The sequence below is a fragment of the Rhodobacter sp. SY28-1 genome (assembly GCF_005222785.1).
Taxonomy (GTDB): Bacteria; Pseudomonadota; Alphaproteobacteria; order Rhodobacterales; family Rhodobacteraceae; genus Tabrizicola.
In genome coordinates, this window is record NZ_STGH01000002.1 from 121,112 (window position 1) to 136,007 (window position 14,896).

The 14,896-nt window shown below is 65.5% G+C and carries 16 protein-coding genes; 7 read left to right on the plus strand and 9 right to left on the minus strand.

The features are described from left to right. Positions 1–35 precede the first annotated feature (35 nt). Positions 36–353 carry a hypothetical protein gene (locus E8M84_RS09595; protein ID WP_137110996.1) on the plus strand — a complete coding sequence of 106 codons (318 nt, stop codon included), beginning with the start codon at positions 36–38 and terminating at the stop codon, positions 351–353. Next, positions 338–1,012, plus strand: a complete 675-nt coding sequence (locus E8M84_RS09600; RefSeq protein WP_137110997.1) for a bifunctional 2-polyprenyl-6-hydroxyphenol methylase/3-demethylubiquinol 3-O-methyltransferase UbiG — start codon at positions 338–340, stop codon at positions 1,010–1,012. Before E8M84_RS09595 ends, E8M84_RS09600 begins: the two co-directional genes overlap by 16 nt. Here the strand turns inward: E8M84_RS09600 and trpA are convergent. Continuing rightward, complete coding sequence (gene trpA, locus E8M84_RS09605) at positions 958–1,749, minus strand: tryptophan synthase subunit alpha (protein ID WP_137110998.1); 792 nt, start codon at positions 1,747–1,749, stop codon at positions 958–960. The two genes, E8M84_RS09600 and trpA, sit on opposite strands and share 55 nt — an antisense overlap. 366 nt (positions 1,750–2,115) lie before the next feature. Between trpA and E8M84_RS09610 the strand changes: the two genes are divergently transcribed. Then, positions 2,116–3,600: a sulfatase-like hydrolase/transferase gene (locus E8M84_RS09610; RefSeq protein WP_170971898.1), complete on the plus strand. Its 1,485-nt coding sequence runs from the start codon at positions 2,116–2,118 to the stop codon at positions 3,598–3,600. 83 nt (positions 3,601–3,683) lie between these two features. Then, complete coding sequence (gene ychF / locus E8M84_RS09615) at positions 3,684–4,781, plus strand: redox-regulated ATPase YchF (protein WP_137111000.1); 1,098 nt, start codon at positions 3,684–3,686, stop codon at positions 4,779–4,781. 178 nt (positions 4,782–4,959) lie between these two features. Here the strand turns inward: ychF and E8M84_RS09620 are convergent, their stop codons facing one another. The 5 genes from E8M84_RS09620 to E8M84_RS09640 form a co-directional block, all read right to left on the minus strand. Further along, positions 4,960–5,166 (minus strand): cold-shock protein, encoded by a 207-nt coding sequence (locus tag E8M84_RS09620; RefSeq protein WP_137111001.1) that lies wholly within the window; start codon positions 5,164–5,166, stop codon positions 4,960–4,962. Positions 5,167–5,386: 220 nt separating this feature from the next. Beyond that, positions 5,387–6,004, minus strand: coding sequence for an amino acid synthesis family protein (locus tag E8M84_RS09625; RefSeq protein ID WP_137111002.1), 618 nt, complete (start codon positions 6,002–6,004; stop codon positions 5,387–5,389). A 14-nt stretch (positions 6,005–6,018) separates the two neighbouring features. After that, complete coding sequence (locus tag E8M84_RS09630; RefSeq protein WP_137111003.1) at positions 6,019–6,921, minus strand: flavin reductase family protein; 903 nt, start codon at positions 6,919–6,921, stop codon at positions 6,019–6,021. After that, the gene (locus E8M84_RS09635; protein ID WP_137111004.1) at positions 6,918–7,703 is read right to left on the minus strand and encodes an alpha/beta fold hydrolase; all 786 of its coding nucleotides are present in this window, start codon (positions 7,701–7,703) and stop codon (positions 6,918–6,920) included. The genes E8M84_RS09630 and E8M84_RS09635 overlap by 4 nt, the downstream gene beginning before the upstream one ends. Further along, the gene (locus tag E8M84_RS09640) at positions 7,700–8,080 is read right to left on the minus strand and encodes a RidA family protein (protein WP_137111005.1); all 381 of its coding nucleotides are present in this window, start codon (positions 8,078–8,080) and stop codon (positions 7,700–7,702) included. The genes E8M84_RS09635 and E8M84_RS09640 overlap by 4 nt, the downstream gene beginning before the upstream one ends. 133 nt (positions 8,081–8,213) lie before the next feature. Between E8M84_RS09640 and E8M84_RS09645 the strand changes: the two genes are divergently transcribed. Next, positions 8,214–9,686 carry an aldehyde dehydrogenase gene (locus E8M84_RS09645; RefSeq protein WP_137111006.1) on the plus strand — a complete coding sequence of 491 codons (1,473 nt, stop codon included), beginning with the start codon at positions 8,214–8,216 and terminating at the stop codon, positions 9,684–9,686. Positions 9,687–9,701: 15 nt separating this feature from the next. After that, positions 9,702–10,736 carry an LLM class flavin-dependent oxidoreductase gene (locus E8M84_RS09650; protein WP_137111007.1) on the plus strand — a complete coding sequence of 345 codons (1,035 nt, stop codon included), beginning with the start codon at positions 9,702–9,704 and terminating at the stop codon, positions 10,734–10,736. Here the strand turns inward: E8M84_RS09650 and E8M84_RS09655 are convergent. The 3 genes from E8M84_RS09655 to E8M84_RS09665 all read right to left on the minus strand — a co-directional run bounded on the left by E8M84_RS09655 (position 10,717) and on the right by E8M84_RS09665 (position 13,739). Beyond that, positions 10,717–11,907, minus strand: a complete 1,191-nt coding sequence (locus E8M84_RS09655; protein ID WP_240790342.1) for a GlxA family transcriptional regulator — start codon at positions 11,905–11,907, stop codon at positions 10,717–10,719. The two genes, E8M84_RS09650 and E8M84_RS09655, sit on opposite strands and share 20 nt — an antisense overlap. Before the next feature lie 76 nt (positions 11,908–11,983). Then, the gene (locus E8M84_RS09660) at positions 11,984–13,006 is read right to left on the minus strand and encodes an ABC transporter permease (RefSeq protein WP_137111008.1); all 1,023 of its coding nucleotides are present in this window, start codon (positions 13,004–13,006) and stop codon (positions 11,984–11,986) included. After that, the gene (locus tag E8M84_RS09665; protein ID WP_137111009.1) at positions 12,999–13,739 is read right to left on the minus strand and encodes an ATP-binding cassette domain-containing protein; all 741 of its coding nucleotides are present in this window, start codon (positions 13,737–13,739) and stop codon (positions 12,999–13,001) included. Before E8M84_RS09665 ends, E8M84_RS09660 begins: the two co-directional genes overlap by 8 nt. Positions 13,740–13,893: 154 nt before the next feature. Here E8M84_RS09665 and E8M84_RS09670 point away from each other — a divergent pair, with 154 nt between their 5' ends. Then, entirely contained in the window at positions 13,894–14,868 is a 975-nt protein-coding gene (locus E8M84_RS09670) for an NAD(P)-dependent oxidoreductase (protein ID WP_137111010.1), read from the plus strand. Positions 14,869–14,896 lie beyond the last annotated feature (28 nt).

Sequence of the window (14,896 nt, forward strand, 5' to 3'; positions counted from 1 at the left end):
GCAACCCCGTTGCAGGGCCATGAAAGGATATTGCGATGACGGTACTTGAGAAATCCGTGTTGGACGTGCTGCTGCCTGGCTTTACGCATCATGTGGACATTGGCCAAGGCTCGGATGCGAGGATCAGCTTTGGCGCAGGGGGCCTTGCGCAGATGGTGCTGCCCGGCAAGCCGCCGATGAACGGCGAATGGAAGCCCCTGCCTGACGGCTATCATGTCGCCTGGTCGGGTGGGCCGGAGGGGGCCTGGAAGATCGCCCATGACATCGGACGGCTGACCTATATCGATCCCACAGGCCGCGAGGCCGGGACCGTGACGCGGATCGAGCCGATCGGACCATGGCAGACAGCCTGACTGCGCGCTACGAGGCCGCTGCTCCGTCCTGGGGGCGGCGGCTGGCGAAACTGGGCTTTCTGGCGGCCTACCGCGCGATCATGGACCAGGCGCTGGACCGATTGCCGCCACCCGAAGGACCTGTTGCCGCTGTCGATCTGGGGTGCGGGGACGGGGCCTTTGCCGAGGCCCTGGCCAACAAGCTGGGACCGCGCCTGTCGCTGACCCTCGTTGACCGTTCGCCCGCCATGTTGCGCGCGGCCGAGGCCCGCCTTGGACCGGGTCGTGCCCGCTTGATCGCCGGGGATATGGCGGGCCTTGATATGCCGCCGTGCAGTCAGGACATCGTCACCGCCGCGCATCTTCTGGAACATCTGCCCGACCCGGACGCGGCCCTTGCCGGAATGATGCACCTGTTGAAGCCGGGCGGGAGTCTGATCCTGATGGTCAGCCGCCCGCATTGGTGCAGCCATCTTGTCTGGCTGAACTGGCGCCACCGCCGCTTTCGCGAGGCCGAAATGCGTGATGCCCTGCGCCGCGCCGGATTTGCCGACCTGCACTGCTGGCAGCCGCCTGCGGGACCGCCGCGACGGCTGAGCCTTGCCTACGTCGCCCGCAGACCGCTTCAGGCCGAATGCGCGCCGTCGGACAGGGCCTTGACCTTGGCCAGCACGTCCTGAACCGGGACGCCCGCGCCGATGTCCTTGACGATCGCCGAACCCACGACGCAACCGTCCGCCACGCTGGCGATAGACTTTGCCTGCTCGGGGGTGTTGATCCCGAAGCCCACGATGATCGGCAGGTCAGTAGACCGTTTGATCCTTGCGACTTCCGGCCCGACATCCGTCGCCTGTGCGGCGGCGGCGCCGGTGATGCCGGTGATCGAGACGTAGTAGACGAAGCCCGAGGTGTTCTGCAGCACCTTGGGCAACCGCTTGTCATCGGTGGTGGGGGTGGCAAGGCGGATGAAGTTCAGACCCGCTTTCTGGGCGGGGATGCACAGCTCGTCATCTTCCTCGGGCGGCAGGTCCACGACGATGAGCCCGTCGATCCCGGCATCCTGCGCGTCCTTCAGAAAGCGGTCGACGCCGCGGGAATAGATCGGGTTGTAGTAGCCCATGAGGACGATGGGTGTGGTGTTGTCCCCGGCGCGGAAGGCGCGGACCATGTTCAGGACCTTGTCCATCGTCATCCCGCCTTCCAGCGCGCGCTGGCCAGCCGCCTGGATCGTCGGGCCGTCGGCCATCGGGTCGGTGAAGGGCATCCCAAGCTCGATCACGTCGACGCCTGCGGCGGGCAGACCCTGCATCACGGCGAGGCTGGTCGCCGCATCGGGATCGCCGCCCATGATGTAGGCGACAAAGGCCTTTTTGCCCTGCGCGCGCAGGCGGGCGAAAGTGTCGTCGATCCGTGTCATGGCTGTTCCCTTGCGATCCGGGTCTTGGGCACGATGTGCACAAGCTCTGACGGAAATGCAATTGGTCATCGTGCCATTTCCGCAAGGTGCGGGCGGTATATGCCCAACAAGTTGCGGGTCCGGTCGTCTCCACTCGGCGCGCGATCGGACGCCCGGCCTGCAAACAAAGTCTTTGGAGCCACGTCAATCGTCGGTGTATTGTCATGCCCATTGTAGATAGATCAGCTGAGTGGCCCGATGCATTTTTCCGGTCAGCACGCGCGTGAAATTCTTGCTGTTCTGGCGCTGATGTCGGGCGCCACCATTGTCGTCGCGATGTTCGTGACACCCTTTATGCCAGAACCCATGAAGGAGGTTCGATTTAAAATGCTGCCCCGGCCCGAGCCGGTCTTTGCTGGAAGCATGATCGCCGCAGTCGTTCTCCTGGGTCGCAAGGCCTGGCGCCGACCCTCGGGCTCGATAATATTCCTGACGCTGGCGGCGGCGGCGGTGCTGCCATTCGGGGTCATCTACCGGGCCTTCGGCCAGGTCGACATGATGTCCTTCCTGTTTCACGCCCAGGCCGGGATAGCCGGCGTCCGCCCGGAGATGCTGCTCAACCACATTCTGGCGACGCTCTTTTCCCTCATCGGCATTCTCCTGATCTGCTATCTCGCAAGTTCTGTCCGCTGGATGCGTTGGCTTCCGCTGGTGATCGGGGTGGCTCTTGTCGTGTTCCATCCTTTTGTCGTCTTTCAGGCAAAGCGTCTGCTTCTGCCGGTTCCCGACATGGACCTGGCCGCGCGGTTGATCGAGCCGGTGATCGCGGCAAACCCGCTGCCGCCCGATATCGTGCATGTCTATCTCGAAGGCCTGGACCGCCGTTTCTTTGACCCAGAACTCGGACCGGAAACCGCGGGGATGCTGCGCGGGCTGGAGGCGCAGGGTCTGAGCTTCACCGATATTCGCGAGGTCGCCGGAACGGGCTGGAGCATCGCAGGCATGGTCGCCTCGCAATGCGGTGTGCCGCTGTTGCCGCGCGGCAATCTGAACAACGACATCATTGAATCGATCGGCGAGAGCTTTCTGCCGGGGGTCACCTGCCTGGGCGATCTGCTGGCCGGGCGGGGATATTCGCAGACCTTCATCATGGGTGCCGAAGCCAAATTCGCCGGAACGGCCGCTTTCTATGTGACCCACCAGTACCAGACGATATTGGCACAGAAGGACATGGTGGCGCTCTTTCCGCCCGACGAGGTGCAGAAGGCCAGCGTCACGTGGTTTGCCGATGACCAGATGACCTATGACCTTGCCAGAACCGTCTTCAGCGATGCTCTGGGCCAGGACGCGCCGATCCTGCTGACCATCGCCACAATCGGCCCGCATGGCGTGCCGAACTACCTGTCGCGGGAGTGCACTGCCGACGCGCAGGCCGTTGCCACCGACGACGTGTTTCTTGCGGCGCACTGCCTGACAAGACTGACGGAACGTCTGGTTGCCGACATTCAGGACATGCACCGCCAGTCAGGTCGACCGAACGAACTGCGGATCATTCTCCAGTCCGACCACCTCAACCATGCACGCCAGCTGCTTCCGGACGATGCCACTCTCAAGGTGAATACGCTGATCCTGATTGGCGGAGCCGAAAGCGGGGTGTCGGTCGCCACGCCCGGCACCATGATGGACGTGTATCCGACCCTGCTGGAATGGCTTGACTTTCCGGCTGTCGGGGGCAAAGCGGGGCTTGGGGTTTCGCTGCTTTCACCCGAGGCCGGAGAGTCTCTTGTCGAGGTCTGGGACCTGCCGGTTCTGGACCGGGTCGTGATGAACAGCATCCCGATGTTCGCGATGCTTTGGGAAGGATCGCACTGAAGTCCGCCCTCTACCTGCGGTATCTTCCTTGATCCCGTTGCGACGCCCCCGTAGAAGGCCCCCTGTCGCCAATGGAGGGTCGCATGGGTTTCAAGATGGGCATCGTCGGGCTGCCGAACGTGGGCAAGTCGACCCTCTTCAACGCGCTGACCCGCACAGCGGCGGCGCAGGCGGCGAACTTTCCGTTCTGCACCATCGAACCCAACGTGGGCGAGGTGTCGGTCCCGGATGCGCGGTTGGAGAAGCTTGCGGCCATCGCCGGGTCGAAACAGATCATTCCGACGCGGATGACCTTCGTGGACATCGCGGGCCTCGTGCGCGGGGCGTCGAAGGGGGAAGGCTTGGGGAACCAGTTCCTGGCCAACATCCGCGAATGCGACGCCATCGCCCATGTGCTGCGCTGCTTTGAAGATGGCGACATCACTCATGTCGAGGGCCGGATCGACCCGGTGGCCGACGCCGAGACCATCGAGACCGAGCTGATGCTGGCCGACATGGAATCGATCGAACGCCGCCTGACCGCATTGTCGAAAAAGCTGCGCGGCGGGGATCAGGACACGCTGGACCAGGATCGCCTGCTGCGGGCGGCGCTGGCTGTGCTGAACGAGGGGCGTCCCGCCCGGACGGTGCAGGTGGCGGCGGATGACCGGAAGCAATGGCGGATGCTGCAGCTGCTGACGGCAAAGCCGGTCCTGTACGTCTGCAACGTCGAGGAGGCCTCGGCGGCCTCGGGCAACTCCCAATCGGCGCGGGTAGCCGAGATGGCGGCGAAACAGGGCGCGGCCTCGGTGGTGATCTCGGCCCGGATCGAGGAGGAACTGGCGCAGCTGCCCGAGGATGAGGCGGCGATGTTCCTGGAGGAGATGGGGCTGCACGAGGCGGGGCTGGATCGCCTGATCAAGGCGGGCTACGCGCTGCTTGGCTTGCAGACCTATTTCACGGTCGGGCCAAAGGAGGCGCGGGCCTGGACTATCACCAGGGGGACCCTGGCGCCGCAGGCGGCGGGGGTGATCCACGGGGATTTCGAGAAGGGCTTCATCCGAGCGGAAACCGTGGCCTACGACGACTACATCGCCGGAAACGGCGAGGCGGGGGCCAAGGAAGCGGGCAAGTTCCGGGTCGAGGGCAAGACCTACGAGGTCAAGGACGGGGACGTGCTGCACTTCCTGTTCAATGCCTGACCTGTCCACGCCGGACAGGTTTTCGGGCTGAATGATTTCAAAGGGTTGGGTGTGGCCGTCAAGGGTTTGGCAAGGGTTGCAGAGTCGGCCTGAAGCCCGATCCTCAAGCCAAAAGAAAAAGGCGGGGGGATTTGCATCCCTCCGCCTTCTTGATTCTGGTCCGGCTGGACCCCGCGGCTTACGCCAGAGCGAGGTTCACGGCGGATTCGCGACCGTTGCGGTCGGCTTCGACGTCATAGGTCACAGCCTGGCCGTCATTCAGCTGGCGGATGCCGGCGCGTTCCAGGGCGGTGATGTGGACGAAAACGTCCTTCGAGCCGCCTGCCGGAGCGATGAAGCCGAAACCTTTGGTGGCGTTGAACCATTTCACGGTGCCGTTGGCCATCGTGATGTCTCCTGTTCTAGTATGCCATCCGCGTCGTGCGATGGCCTGGCTCAGTGTCGTCAGAGTCGCAACTGAAGCCGTCAGGAAACAGAAGGTCGAAAGAAGAAGCTTCGCAGGGATCACATAGGCTTTATCCGGCAACAAAGCAACCCGCTTGCCGATTTTGTTTGGCACGGGCGGCGGCGGGGCGCCGGTTGCCCCCCGCCCTGCCCTGCCCCGGTCAGACGCCAGCGGGATTGTCGATCTCGCCGCCCATCTCCTTGATATCCTGATAGCGGTCGCCGATGCGGTGGTGCGGGCGGCCCCCGAGGGAGGCGCCGAGAGCGACGACCAGCTCGTCATCGCCGGGTGCATCAGGGACGGAGAACTGGACGGTCAGATAGTGCGAACGGCGGCCGGCGTCGTGCTTGTCCATCAGGGGGATCTGGATTTGGGTGTTCGCCGGGCCGCGCGTGTTGGTGAAGCCGAGGTAGGTCTTGGCCCCCACCGCCTCGCGGAAGAAGTTGCCGAAGCGCAGGGTGTGGATGAGCGCCGAGCAATGTTCCAGTTCGCAGGCCGTCCCGCAGAGGGCGGCCTTGCCGTAGGCCTCGATCTTGTCGCCCCCGCCCGCGAGGCGGATCAGGCGGTCGGTCAGGAGTTTCCCCAGGGCGGGGCCCATGCGCCTGATCTCGGGGGAAAGGTCCTGAACGAAACCGCGGCCATACCAGGGGTTGGTGACCACTGCGGCGACGGCGATCATCCGCAGGGGCGGCATGCAGGCGCGGCCGCCGTCGGTCACGGTGTCCTCGTCATAGGTCACCAGCTTGCGGAGTTCGGGGAGGGTTTCGCTGAGCGACATCGGGGTTTCCTTTCTCAGGCGCCGAGTTGGCGGACCTGGCCCGTGGTTTCGGTGCCGTGGTAGATCGAGAAGCTGCCGTTACGGTAGTCCTCGGCATAGCGGTGCAGCAATGCGGCCTCGGCCGGGTTGGCAATGCTGGCGGTGGCAAGGTCGGCCAGAGGCAGGATGCGGTAGCCTTGCGGCAGGATGCCCGAGACGCTGCCATGGTAGTAGATCGCGTGGCCGCCCGTCGTCCGGTCGTCGAAGGTGGCGTAGACGAAGTCGATCTGCGGGGTCAGGCCTTGGGCGGTCAGGCTGGCCGTCAGGCTGTCGAGTGTGGGTTTCGGAGCGAGGGGCAGGCTCAGGGCGGCGCCATCGTCCTTCAGGAGCACACCGCCGTTGCAGGCGAGGACCGCGCCGAGGCGACTGCCCTTGGCGGCCGCGGCGGCTTCGGCGAGGTCTTTCTCGATGCCGATGGAGAAGTAGTTGCCCCGGAAGTAGCCCAAGGGTTGGCCTTCGGTCGTGACGAAGTGGTCGATGCGGCCGATCAGGATCAGGTGGTCGCCTGCATCGATGATCTGGTGGTTCGCGCAGGTGAACTGGGCGAGCGAGCCGTCGATGAGCGGCATGTCGGCGGGACCGGGGGTCCAGGTGCATTGGGCGAACTTGTCCGGCGTGCGCGAGGCGAAGAGGCCGGAGACGGCCTTCTGGTCCTCGGCCAGGATGTTGACGGCGAAATGGGGGGCGGTCGCGAAGACATTGGCGGAGTGGGCGGTCTTGGCGAGGCAGACGAGGAGAAGGGGCGGGTCGAGCGAGACCGAAGTGAAGCTGTTCGCGGTGAAGCCGCGCGGGGTGCCGTCCGGTTGGCGCGTGGTGACGACGGTGACGCCGGTGGCAAAGGCGCCGAAGGCGTTGCGCAGGGCTTTGGGGTCAGTCATCGCAGGACCTCGGTCAGGAAATCGACGACGGGGCGGTTCACGGCCTGGGGCGCCTCGGCGAGCGCCATGTGGCGGAGGCCTTTCAGGATGACGAGGCGGGCGCGGGGGATCTCCTCGGCGATTGCGATGCTCATCTCTGGGCCGTTGCCGGTATCCTCATCCCCGGTGAGGACAAGGGTTGGGACAGTGAGGGGTGTCTGCGGGCCGACGATCTCGTCCACCCCATGCGCGAGGATGCGGTAGAGTTTGACGTAGACCTCGCGCTTGTTGGCCAGAACCCAGGCGCGGGTCAGGTCCATCAGGTCGGGGCGAGAGGCCTGCGCGGCCTCGGTGTACCAGCGCTGCAGGGCCAGCTCGACGGTGGCTTCGGGACCGTGCTCCCGTGCCTGTTCGACCCGGAAGAGGATCGCGCCCTGCTGTTTCTCGGTCCGCTTGTGGGCGGAGTGGAGGACGACCAGCGCGGTGGTGCGGTCGCGGTAGTCCTGCGCGAAGCGGCGGGCGATCATCCCGCCGAGAGAGAAGCCGACGATCGCGGCCTTGTCGATCTGGAGGTGGTCGAGGAGATGGGCGAGCTGGTCTGACAGGTTCTTGAGGGTGGGGTCACCTGCCGGAGGCGCGGTTTCGCCGTGGCCGATCAGGTCGTAGGTGAGGACGCGGAATTTCTTGAGGTCCGGCAGCAGCCACTGCCAGACGGCGCGGGTCAGACCAAGGCCGTGGATCAGGACGACCACAGGGGCGTCTTCGAGGCCGGTGAGGTCGTAAGTGGTGCCGTTGAAGATCATTGCGGGTTCCAGGCGATGACCTCGACCTCGAGGCGGATGTCGACGAGGAAGTCGCTGACGAGGGCGGAGCGGGCCGGGGGATTGGTCGGGAAATACTCGCCGTAGACCGCGTTGAAGCCGGGGAAATCGGCGCGGTCTTTCAGCCAGACCATGGTTTTGACGACATCCTCGCGGGTGCAGCCTGCTTGGGCCAACGTCTCGGTGATGCGGTCAAGGCAGGCGCGGGTCTGGTCCTCGATGGTGCCGCTGGTGAGGACCTCGCCCCCCACCATCGGGACTTGGCCGGTCAGGAAGACGAAGTCGCCCGCGCGGACGGCTTTCGAGAGCGAAAGCTGCCGTCCATTGATGACCAGTGGGCCGCCGATGATTTCTTTCATGCGCTCCTCCATGGGATCGGTGTGCCATCCCCGGATGGGTACGGATTGCGAATTTTCGCCAGACGGTGGCGAATTTTCGGAAACGTGCGGCATTTGCGCGCGGCATCAAGGGAGAAAGGCCACGGAGGACCGGATGGGCGAGTTGAAGCGCTGCCAGATGCTGATCGACGGGGAATGGGTCGGGGCCTCGGATGGGGAGGTGTTCCCGTCGGTCTCGCCGGTCAATGGCGCTGTCTGGGCCGAGGTGCCGGAGGCGACGTCGGCGGACGTGGACCGGGCGGTGCGGGCAGCGGACCGGGCTTTGGCGGGGCCCTGGGGGGCGATGACACCCTCGGCCCGGGGCAAGTGCTTGCGGAAGCTGGGGGATTTGCTGGCGGAGGCGTCGGAGGAACTGGGGCGGGCGGAGACGCTAGATACCGGCAAGATGCTGAAGGAAACGCGCTGGCAGGCCAAGTACATCGCGGAGTTCTTCCACTTCTACGCCGGGGCGGCGGACAAGCTGGCGGGCGAGGTGCTGCCGATCGACAAGCCGGACCTGCTGGTCTTCACCAACCGCGAACCCTTGGGCGTGGTGGCGGCGGTGGTGCCGTGGAATTCGCAGCTGTTCCTGTCGGCGGTGAAGCTGGGGCCAGCGCTCGCGGCGGGGAATACGGTGGTTCTGAAGGTGTCGGAACATGCCTCGGTTCCCATGCTGGAGTTCGGAAGGCTGATCGAAGCGGCGGGGTTTCCGGCGGGGGTGGTGAACATCGTCAGCGGGCATGGCGAGGTGGGGCGGGTGCTGACCTCGCATCCGCTGGTGGCTCGGGTGTCGTTCACCGGGGGGCCAGAGACGGCGCGCCATATCGTGCGGAACTCGGCCGCTAATTTCGCGGAAGTGTCGCTGGAACTGGGGGGCAAGTCGCCCTTCGTGGTGTTCGAGGATGCTGACCTGGAAAGCGCGGTGAATGGCTGCGTGGCGGGGATATTTGGCGCGACAGGGCAAAGCTGCGTGGCGGGGTCTCGGCTGATTGTGCACGAGGCCGTGGCGGAGGCGTTCCTGGCGCGGCTGGTGGCGGCGGCGCAGGCGATCCGGATTGGCGATCCCTTGGCGGAGGAGACGCAGATGGGGCCGCTTTGCACCGAGGCGCAGGTGCGGCTGATCGAGACGCAGGTTGCGCTGGCGGTGTCGGAAGGGGCGACGGTTCTGACCGGGGGCAAGCAGCCCGCGCTGGGGGGGACCTACTATGAGCCGACGATTGTCGACTGCCCCTCCCCCGACCTGACCATCGTGGATACCGAGTTGTTCGGGCCGGTGCTGTCGGTGCTGCGCTTCAAGGACGAGGCTGAGGCCGTTGCCTTGGCGAACCGCTCTGTACACGGGCTGGCGGCGGGCGTCTTCACGCTGAACGGCGCGCGCCAGATGAGGGTGGCGAAGGCGATCCGGGCCGGGATCGTCTGGGTCAACACCTACCGCGCGGTGTCGCCGATTGCGGCCTTTGGCGGCGTCAAGGGATCGGGCTACGGGCGCGAGAGCGGGTTCCAGGCCATGTACGACTACAGCCGGCCCAAGACGATCTGGGTCAACACCTCATCCGAGCCCATCGCCAACCCCTTCGTGATGCGCTGAACCAGGGAGACTGAAATGAAATTTCATCTGGCGATCAACATGGAGCGGATCGACGATACGCTTGCCATGAAGGACGTGGCCAAGCACACGCTCGAAATGGTGCAGATGGCCGACGCGGGCGGGTTCCGCATTGCCTGGGCGGCGGAGCATCACGCGCTGGAGATGACCATCGCGCCGAACCCGTTTTCCATCCTGACCTGGTGGGCGGAGCATACCAATGACATCCGTCTCGGGACGGCGGTGATCGCCGCCCCCTACTGGCACCCGATCAAGGTGGCGGGGGAGGCGGCTTTCGTCGACCTGATCTCGGGCGGGCGGCTGGAGTTCGGCATCGGCTCGGGTGCCTACCAGCGCGAGTTCGACCGGATGCGGCCGGGGCTGAAGCAGACCGACGCCTGGCGCTACATGCAGGAAATGCTGCCGGTGATCCGGGAGCTGTGGAAGGGCGACTACGCGCATGAGGGGGAGCACTGGTCGTTCCCGGCCTCCACCTCGGTGCCGAAGCCGGTGCAGGCCGAGGTCCCGGTCTGGGTCGCGGCGCGGGCACCGATCACCTATGACTATGCGGTCAAGCATGGCTGCAACATTCAGTCCTGGCCGCTGACGCGGGATATGGGTGAGGCGCAGCTTTACATGGACCGGATGGCCGAGGCGCTGGCGAACAATCCCGGCAAGAAGCGGCCCGTGATGGCGATGATGCGGCACACGGCGCTGTATGACCGGAAGGAGGACTGGATGGTCCCGGTCCGGGCAGCGCAGCGTCAGCTGTCGCAGTTCGAGAACCTGTTCAAGAACATGGGCGATGTCGAGAACGGTTTCCCGAAGTCGATCCCCTTCGATCAGCTGGGCAACCGGGCGGAGTATGACCCGGAGATGCTGAGCCGGAACCTGATGTTCGGGACGCCCGACGAAGTGATCGCCAAGCTGAAGCAGTACGAAGCCATCGGGGTGGACGAGTTCATCTACTACGCGTCGCTTGGTCTTGGGCTGGCCGAGCAGAAGCGGTCGCTGGAGCTGTTCTGCAAGGAGGTCATTCCGGCGTTCTCGTGACGTGCCGCTCGTCCTGCGCCTGCGGCTTCTCCTCGCCGGGGTCCCCCGACGAGGAGACGAAGTCGAACGAGGAGGCCCCGCCCCGGACGGCGCGGGTCGTGCGTTGGCGAAGGGTGTCGAGGTAACCGGCGAGCGTGCCGGGCCAGGACGGGGTTTCCTCGGTCGGGGCCCAACCTTGCCGGTAGTCGCTGGGGCGGCGGGAAAAGCATTTGCGAAACGCGGTTGCGAAATGCGACAGCGAGTTGAACCCGGTCGCGGTGGCGATTTCGCGCACCGAAAGCTTGGTCGCGATCAGAAGGACGCGGGCGTGCTGCAGGCGGACAAGGGTGCCGAACTGCACGACGGAACAGCCAAGGCCGTTTTGGAACACCCGCTCGAGCTGGCGCTGTGACAGGCCAAGCTCCTCGGCGATAGCGGGGACGGGCAGCGGCTCGGCGATGTTGTCCTCGATAAGGCGGATCGCCTGTCGCAGGATGGGCGAGAACTGATCGGTCCCCTGCCCCGGCGTCCGGCGTTGCGGGGCGGTCGCGGGGCGGATCGGCTGGTGGATGATCTGGTCGGCGACCTCGGCCGCCATCCCCTCGCCATGCCGGTCGGCGATCAGGCGCAGCATCAGGTCGACCCCGGCCATGCCGCCGGCGCAGGTGAGGATGGTGTCGCCCAGGGTGTAGAGTTGTTCGACCAAGGGCACGTCGGGATAGCGTTCCTGGAACCCCGGGGCCCAGGACCAGTGGGTGGCAAGCTGGCGGTCGGTCAGAAGGCCCGCGCGGGCGAGGAGGTAGCAGCCAAGCTCCACCGCACACAGCCGCGCGCCGTCGCGGGACTGGCGGCGGAGCCAGGCGGTCAGGTCGCGGTTCGTGTAGTCCTCGGCCCCCCAGGAGGCGAGGAGGAAGATCGTCTCGCCACGGTGATTGCGGTCGTCCAGGGCTTGCGCGGTGATGGTCAGGCCGTTCGAGGCAGGTATATCGGTGCCGTCGGGCGACAGGATGTCCCAGTGATACAGCGGCTCGGGCGCGAGGTAGTTGGCGACGCGCAGGGGTTCGATCATCGTGATCAGCGTCGCCATGTTGAAGCGCGGGATGATGACGAAGGTCACCCGGGTCATCGGCGCGACTGGGCGGCGCAAGTGCGGGGGTGTGGCGGGGCCGGTCGAGATGCGGTTTTTCGACATGGCCGGAGGCTAGCTGACGAAAAACCGCCAGGGAAGCCGGTTGTTGCCCCCAGCGCCTTACCGGGGGCAACGGGCGTTACAGGTTCGTCGAACGCAAAGCCCGGATGCGGTCGAAGGCGACGGCGAGGATGATGAAGGACCCCACGAAAGCGCCTTGCCAGAAGGTTGAGATTCCCAGAAGGATCAGCGAGTTGCGGATGATCTCGATCAGCGCGGCCCCGACGATGGCGCCGGTGATGGTCCCTGCCCCGCCCAGAAGGTTCGCGCCCCCGATGACGGCGGCGGCTATCACCGCCAGTTCCATCGACTGACCAAGGTTGGTGGTGACGCCGCCGAGCCAGCCGGCCTCCAGTATCCCGGTGATCCCGGCCATCAGGGCGGAGAAGACGTAGACGCTGATCTTGACCCAAGGGACCGCGACCCCGGTCAGGACGGCGGCGCGTTCGTTCGCGCCGATGGCGAAGACATGGGTGCCCCAGCGGGTCCATTTCAGGAGGAACGAGGTGAGTATTCCCAGCAGCACCAGCGCAATCACCGGATGCGCGATGCCGAAGGTGGAGCCGCCGCCAAGATCGAACAACAGGTCCTCATCCGGGCCGAATTCGAAGATCATCCGGTTGTCGGACAGCACCATTGCAAGGCTGCGGGCGACCGACAGCATACCCAGGGTGACGACGAAGGACGGCATCCGCAGCCAGGCGATCAGCGCTCCGTTGACAAAGCCGGTCAGGGCCGAGGCGGCGAGCGCCAGGAAGGCCGCGGTCCAGAAGCCGTAGCCCGCGTTCATCACGATGGCGACGACCATCGCGGACAGGCAGACGACGGACCCCACAGACAGGTCGATCCCGCCCGAGATGATGACCACGGTCATGCCCAGCGCGACAAGGCCCACGAAGGCGAAATTGCGCGTGACGTTGAACAGGTTCTGCGGCGTGGCGAAGGTGTCGGTCATGAGCGACAGGCCCACCGCGCAGATCACGGCGGCCAGAAACACCCAGGTCGCCTGTTCCGCGAACAGGGCGCTAAGCCGGGTCTGGGTCTGCCCGGCTATCGCCTTTGACAGGTCGCCCTCGACCGATGCGGTTGTCTGGTCAGGCATGTTCGATCGCTCCGGTAATCAGGCCGGTCACCTCTTCGGGCGAGGTCTTGGCAACAGGTTTGTCGGCCACCACAGTCCCGCGGCGCAGCACGGTGACCCGGTCGGCGACGGAGAAGACGTCGGGCATCCGGTGGCTGATCAGCACGACGGCGACGCCCTGGTCGCGCAGGTGGCGGATGAGGTTCAGCACCTCGGCCACTTGCCGCACGCTGATCGCGGCGGTGGGTTCGTCCATCAGCACGATGTCGGCGTTTGAAAGCCGGGTGCGGGCGATGGCCACGGCCTGGCGCTGGCCGCCGGACATCTGGCGGACGAGGTCCTTTGGCCGGGTTTCCGACTTCAACTCCTGGAACAGTTCCGCCGCGCGGCGGTTCATCGCGGCGTAGTCGTTGATCCGGATTGGGCCGAAGCCGCGGGTCAGTTCGCGCCCAAGGAAGACATTGGCCGCCGCCGTCAGGTTGTCGCACAAGGCGAGGTCCTGATAGACGATCTCGACCCCGTGGCGGCGGGCATCGAGGGGGCCGTGAAAGGTGACCTCGCGGTCCTGCAGGAAGATCCGGCCCGAGGACGGGCGGAAGTTCCCGGCGATGATCTTGACCAGCGTGGACTTGCCCGCGCCGTTGTCGCCCATCAGGCCGATCACCTCGCCCTTGCCGATGGTCAGCGACACGCCCTTCAGCGCCTCGATCGCGCCGAAGTTCTTGGCCACGCCATCCAGTTGCAACACCGACATCGCATCATCCCGTTCCAGCCTTCCGCATCCATATCGCGCAGGGCTGGTCGGCAGGTCAATACCCTGTCTTAATAGTTTTATCCTATTTGTCCTACAAAATGATTGACCGAATCTTCGGACCGCGCTTATCACCTCGGCAACGGTGGGGAGAGCGATGCGGATTCTGGTCACAGGGGCGGCGGGAAAGGTGGGACAGGCGCTGTTGGCGCAGGTCCGGCAGTCCTATCCGCAGGCCATGGTGCGGGCGCTTTTGCACAGCCGCGACCTGGCCGCGCAGCCCTGGCTTGAGACGCTGAAGGGTTCGCTGTCAGACCGCGCGGTGGCCGAGGCGGCGGTGCGGGATTGCACCCATGTCGTGCATCTGGCGACCTGCAAGGAAACCCCGGACGACGTGATGGATGTCACCGTCAAGGGGCTGTTCTGGATGCTGGAAGCCTGGCGCGAGAACCCCGTGGCGGAGCGCTTCCTGCTGGTCGGGGGCGACGCGGCGGTGGGGCATTTCTTCTATGACCACGACGGCCCGGTGACCGAGGCAACACCGCACCGGGCCTATCCGGGCTGCTATGCGCTGTCGAAGGTGCTGGAAGAGGTGATGCTGTCGCAGTTCGGCATCCAGTACGGCATCGACTGGTGCTGCCTGCGCGCGCCCTGGATCATGGAGAAGGACGATTTCCGCCATACGCTGTCCTTCGGGCCGGACCTGTTCGGCGGGCCAGACTGGGCCGCGCTGGCTGGGCCAAAGATGGCCGAGTACGCCCGCCGGACCGGGGCGGTCCCGATCCTGCAGGACAAGGACGGCATCGCGATCAAGCGCAATTTTGTCCATGTCAGTGACCTAGTCAGCGCGATCCTGATCGCCCTGACCGCTCCGGTTGCGCGGCAGCGGCTTTACAACATCGCGATGGACGAGCCCGTCGACTACGACGAGGTCGCCGCGATCCTGGCCGAGACGCAGGGGTTGCCCTCGGTACCGCTGCGGTCGCCCTACCGGTCCACCTGGTTCTCGAACGCCCGTGCACGGGACGAACTGGATTGGCGCCCCGCCTACGACACCCGCCGACTTGTTACCGAATCCTGGGCCTTTACCCGCGCGCCGGATGATCCGCGGCGGGTCTGGTACCCGGGCTGACCAGGGCCATCCGGCCACAACGACAACA

Excerpts from the sequence above, each read along its gene's own strand:
- E8M84_RS09595 (WP_137110996.1), top strand. The coding sequence starts at position 36 with ATGACGGTACTTGAGAAATCCGTGTTGGACGTGCTGCTGCCTGGCTTT.
- E8M84_RS09600 (WP_137110997.1), top strand. The coding sequence starts at position 338 with ATGGCAGACAGCCTGACTGCGCGCTACGAGGCCGCTGCTCCGTCCTGG.
- trpA (WP_137110998.1), bottom strand. The coding sequence starts at position 1,749 with ATGACACGGATCGACGACACTTTCGCCCGCCTGCGCGCGCAGGGCAAA.
- E8M84_RS09610 (WP_170971898.1), top strand. The coding sequence starts at position 2,116 with ATGCTGCCCCGGCCCGAGCCGGTCTTTGCTGGAAGCATGATCGCCGCA.
- ychF (WP_137111000.1), top strand. The coding sequence starts at position 3,684 with ATGGGTTTCAAGATGGGCATCGTCGGGCTGCCGAACGTGGGCAAGTCG.
- E8M84_RS09620 (WP_137111001.1), bottom strand. The coding sequence starts at position 5,166 with ATGGCCAACGGCACCGTGAAATGGTTCAACGCCACCAAAGGTTTCGGC.
- E8M84_RS09625 (WP_137111002.1), bottom strand. The coding sequence starts at position 6,004 with ATGTCGCTCAGCGAAACCCTCCCCGAACTCCGCAAGCTGGTGACCTAT.
- E8M84_RS09630 (WP_137111003.1), bottom strand. The coding sequence starts at position 6,921 with ATGACTGACCCCAAAGCCCTGCGCAACGCCTTCGGCGCCTTTGCCACC.
- E8M84_RS09635 (WP_137111004.1), bottom strand. The coding sequence starts at position 7,703 with ATGATCTTCAACGGCACCACTTACGACCTCACCGGCCTCGAAGACGCC.
- E8M84_RS09640 (WP_137111005.1), bottom strand. The coding sequence starts at position 8,080 with ATGAAAGAAATCATCGGCGGCCCACTGGTCATCAATGGACGGCAGCTT.
- E8M84_RS09645 (WP_137111006.1), top strand. The coding sequence starts at position 8,214 with ATGGGCGAGTTGAAGCGCTGCCAGATGCTGATCGACGGGGAATGGGTC.
- E8M84_RS09650 (WP_137111007.1), top strand. The coding sequence starts at position 9,702 with ATGAAATTTCATCTGGCGATCAACATGGAGCGGATCGACGATACGCTT.
- E8M84_RS09655 (WP_240790342.1), bottom strand. The coding sequence starts at position 11,907 with ATGTCGAAAAACCGCATCTCGACCGGCCCCGCCACACCCCCGCACTTG.
- E8M84_RS09660 (WP_137111008.1), bottom strand. The coding sequence starts at position 13,006 with ATGCCTGACCAGACAACCGCATCGGTCGAGGGCGACCTGTCAAAGGCG.
- E8M84_RS09665 (WP_137111009.1), bottom strand. The coding sequence starts at position 13,739 with ATGTCGGTGTTGCAACTGGATGGCGTGGCCAAGAACTTCGGCGCGATC.
- E8M84_RS09670 (WP_137111010.1), top strand. The coding sequence starts at position 13,894 with ATGCGGATTCTGGTCACAGGGGCGGCGGGAAAGGTGGGACAGGCGCTG.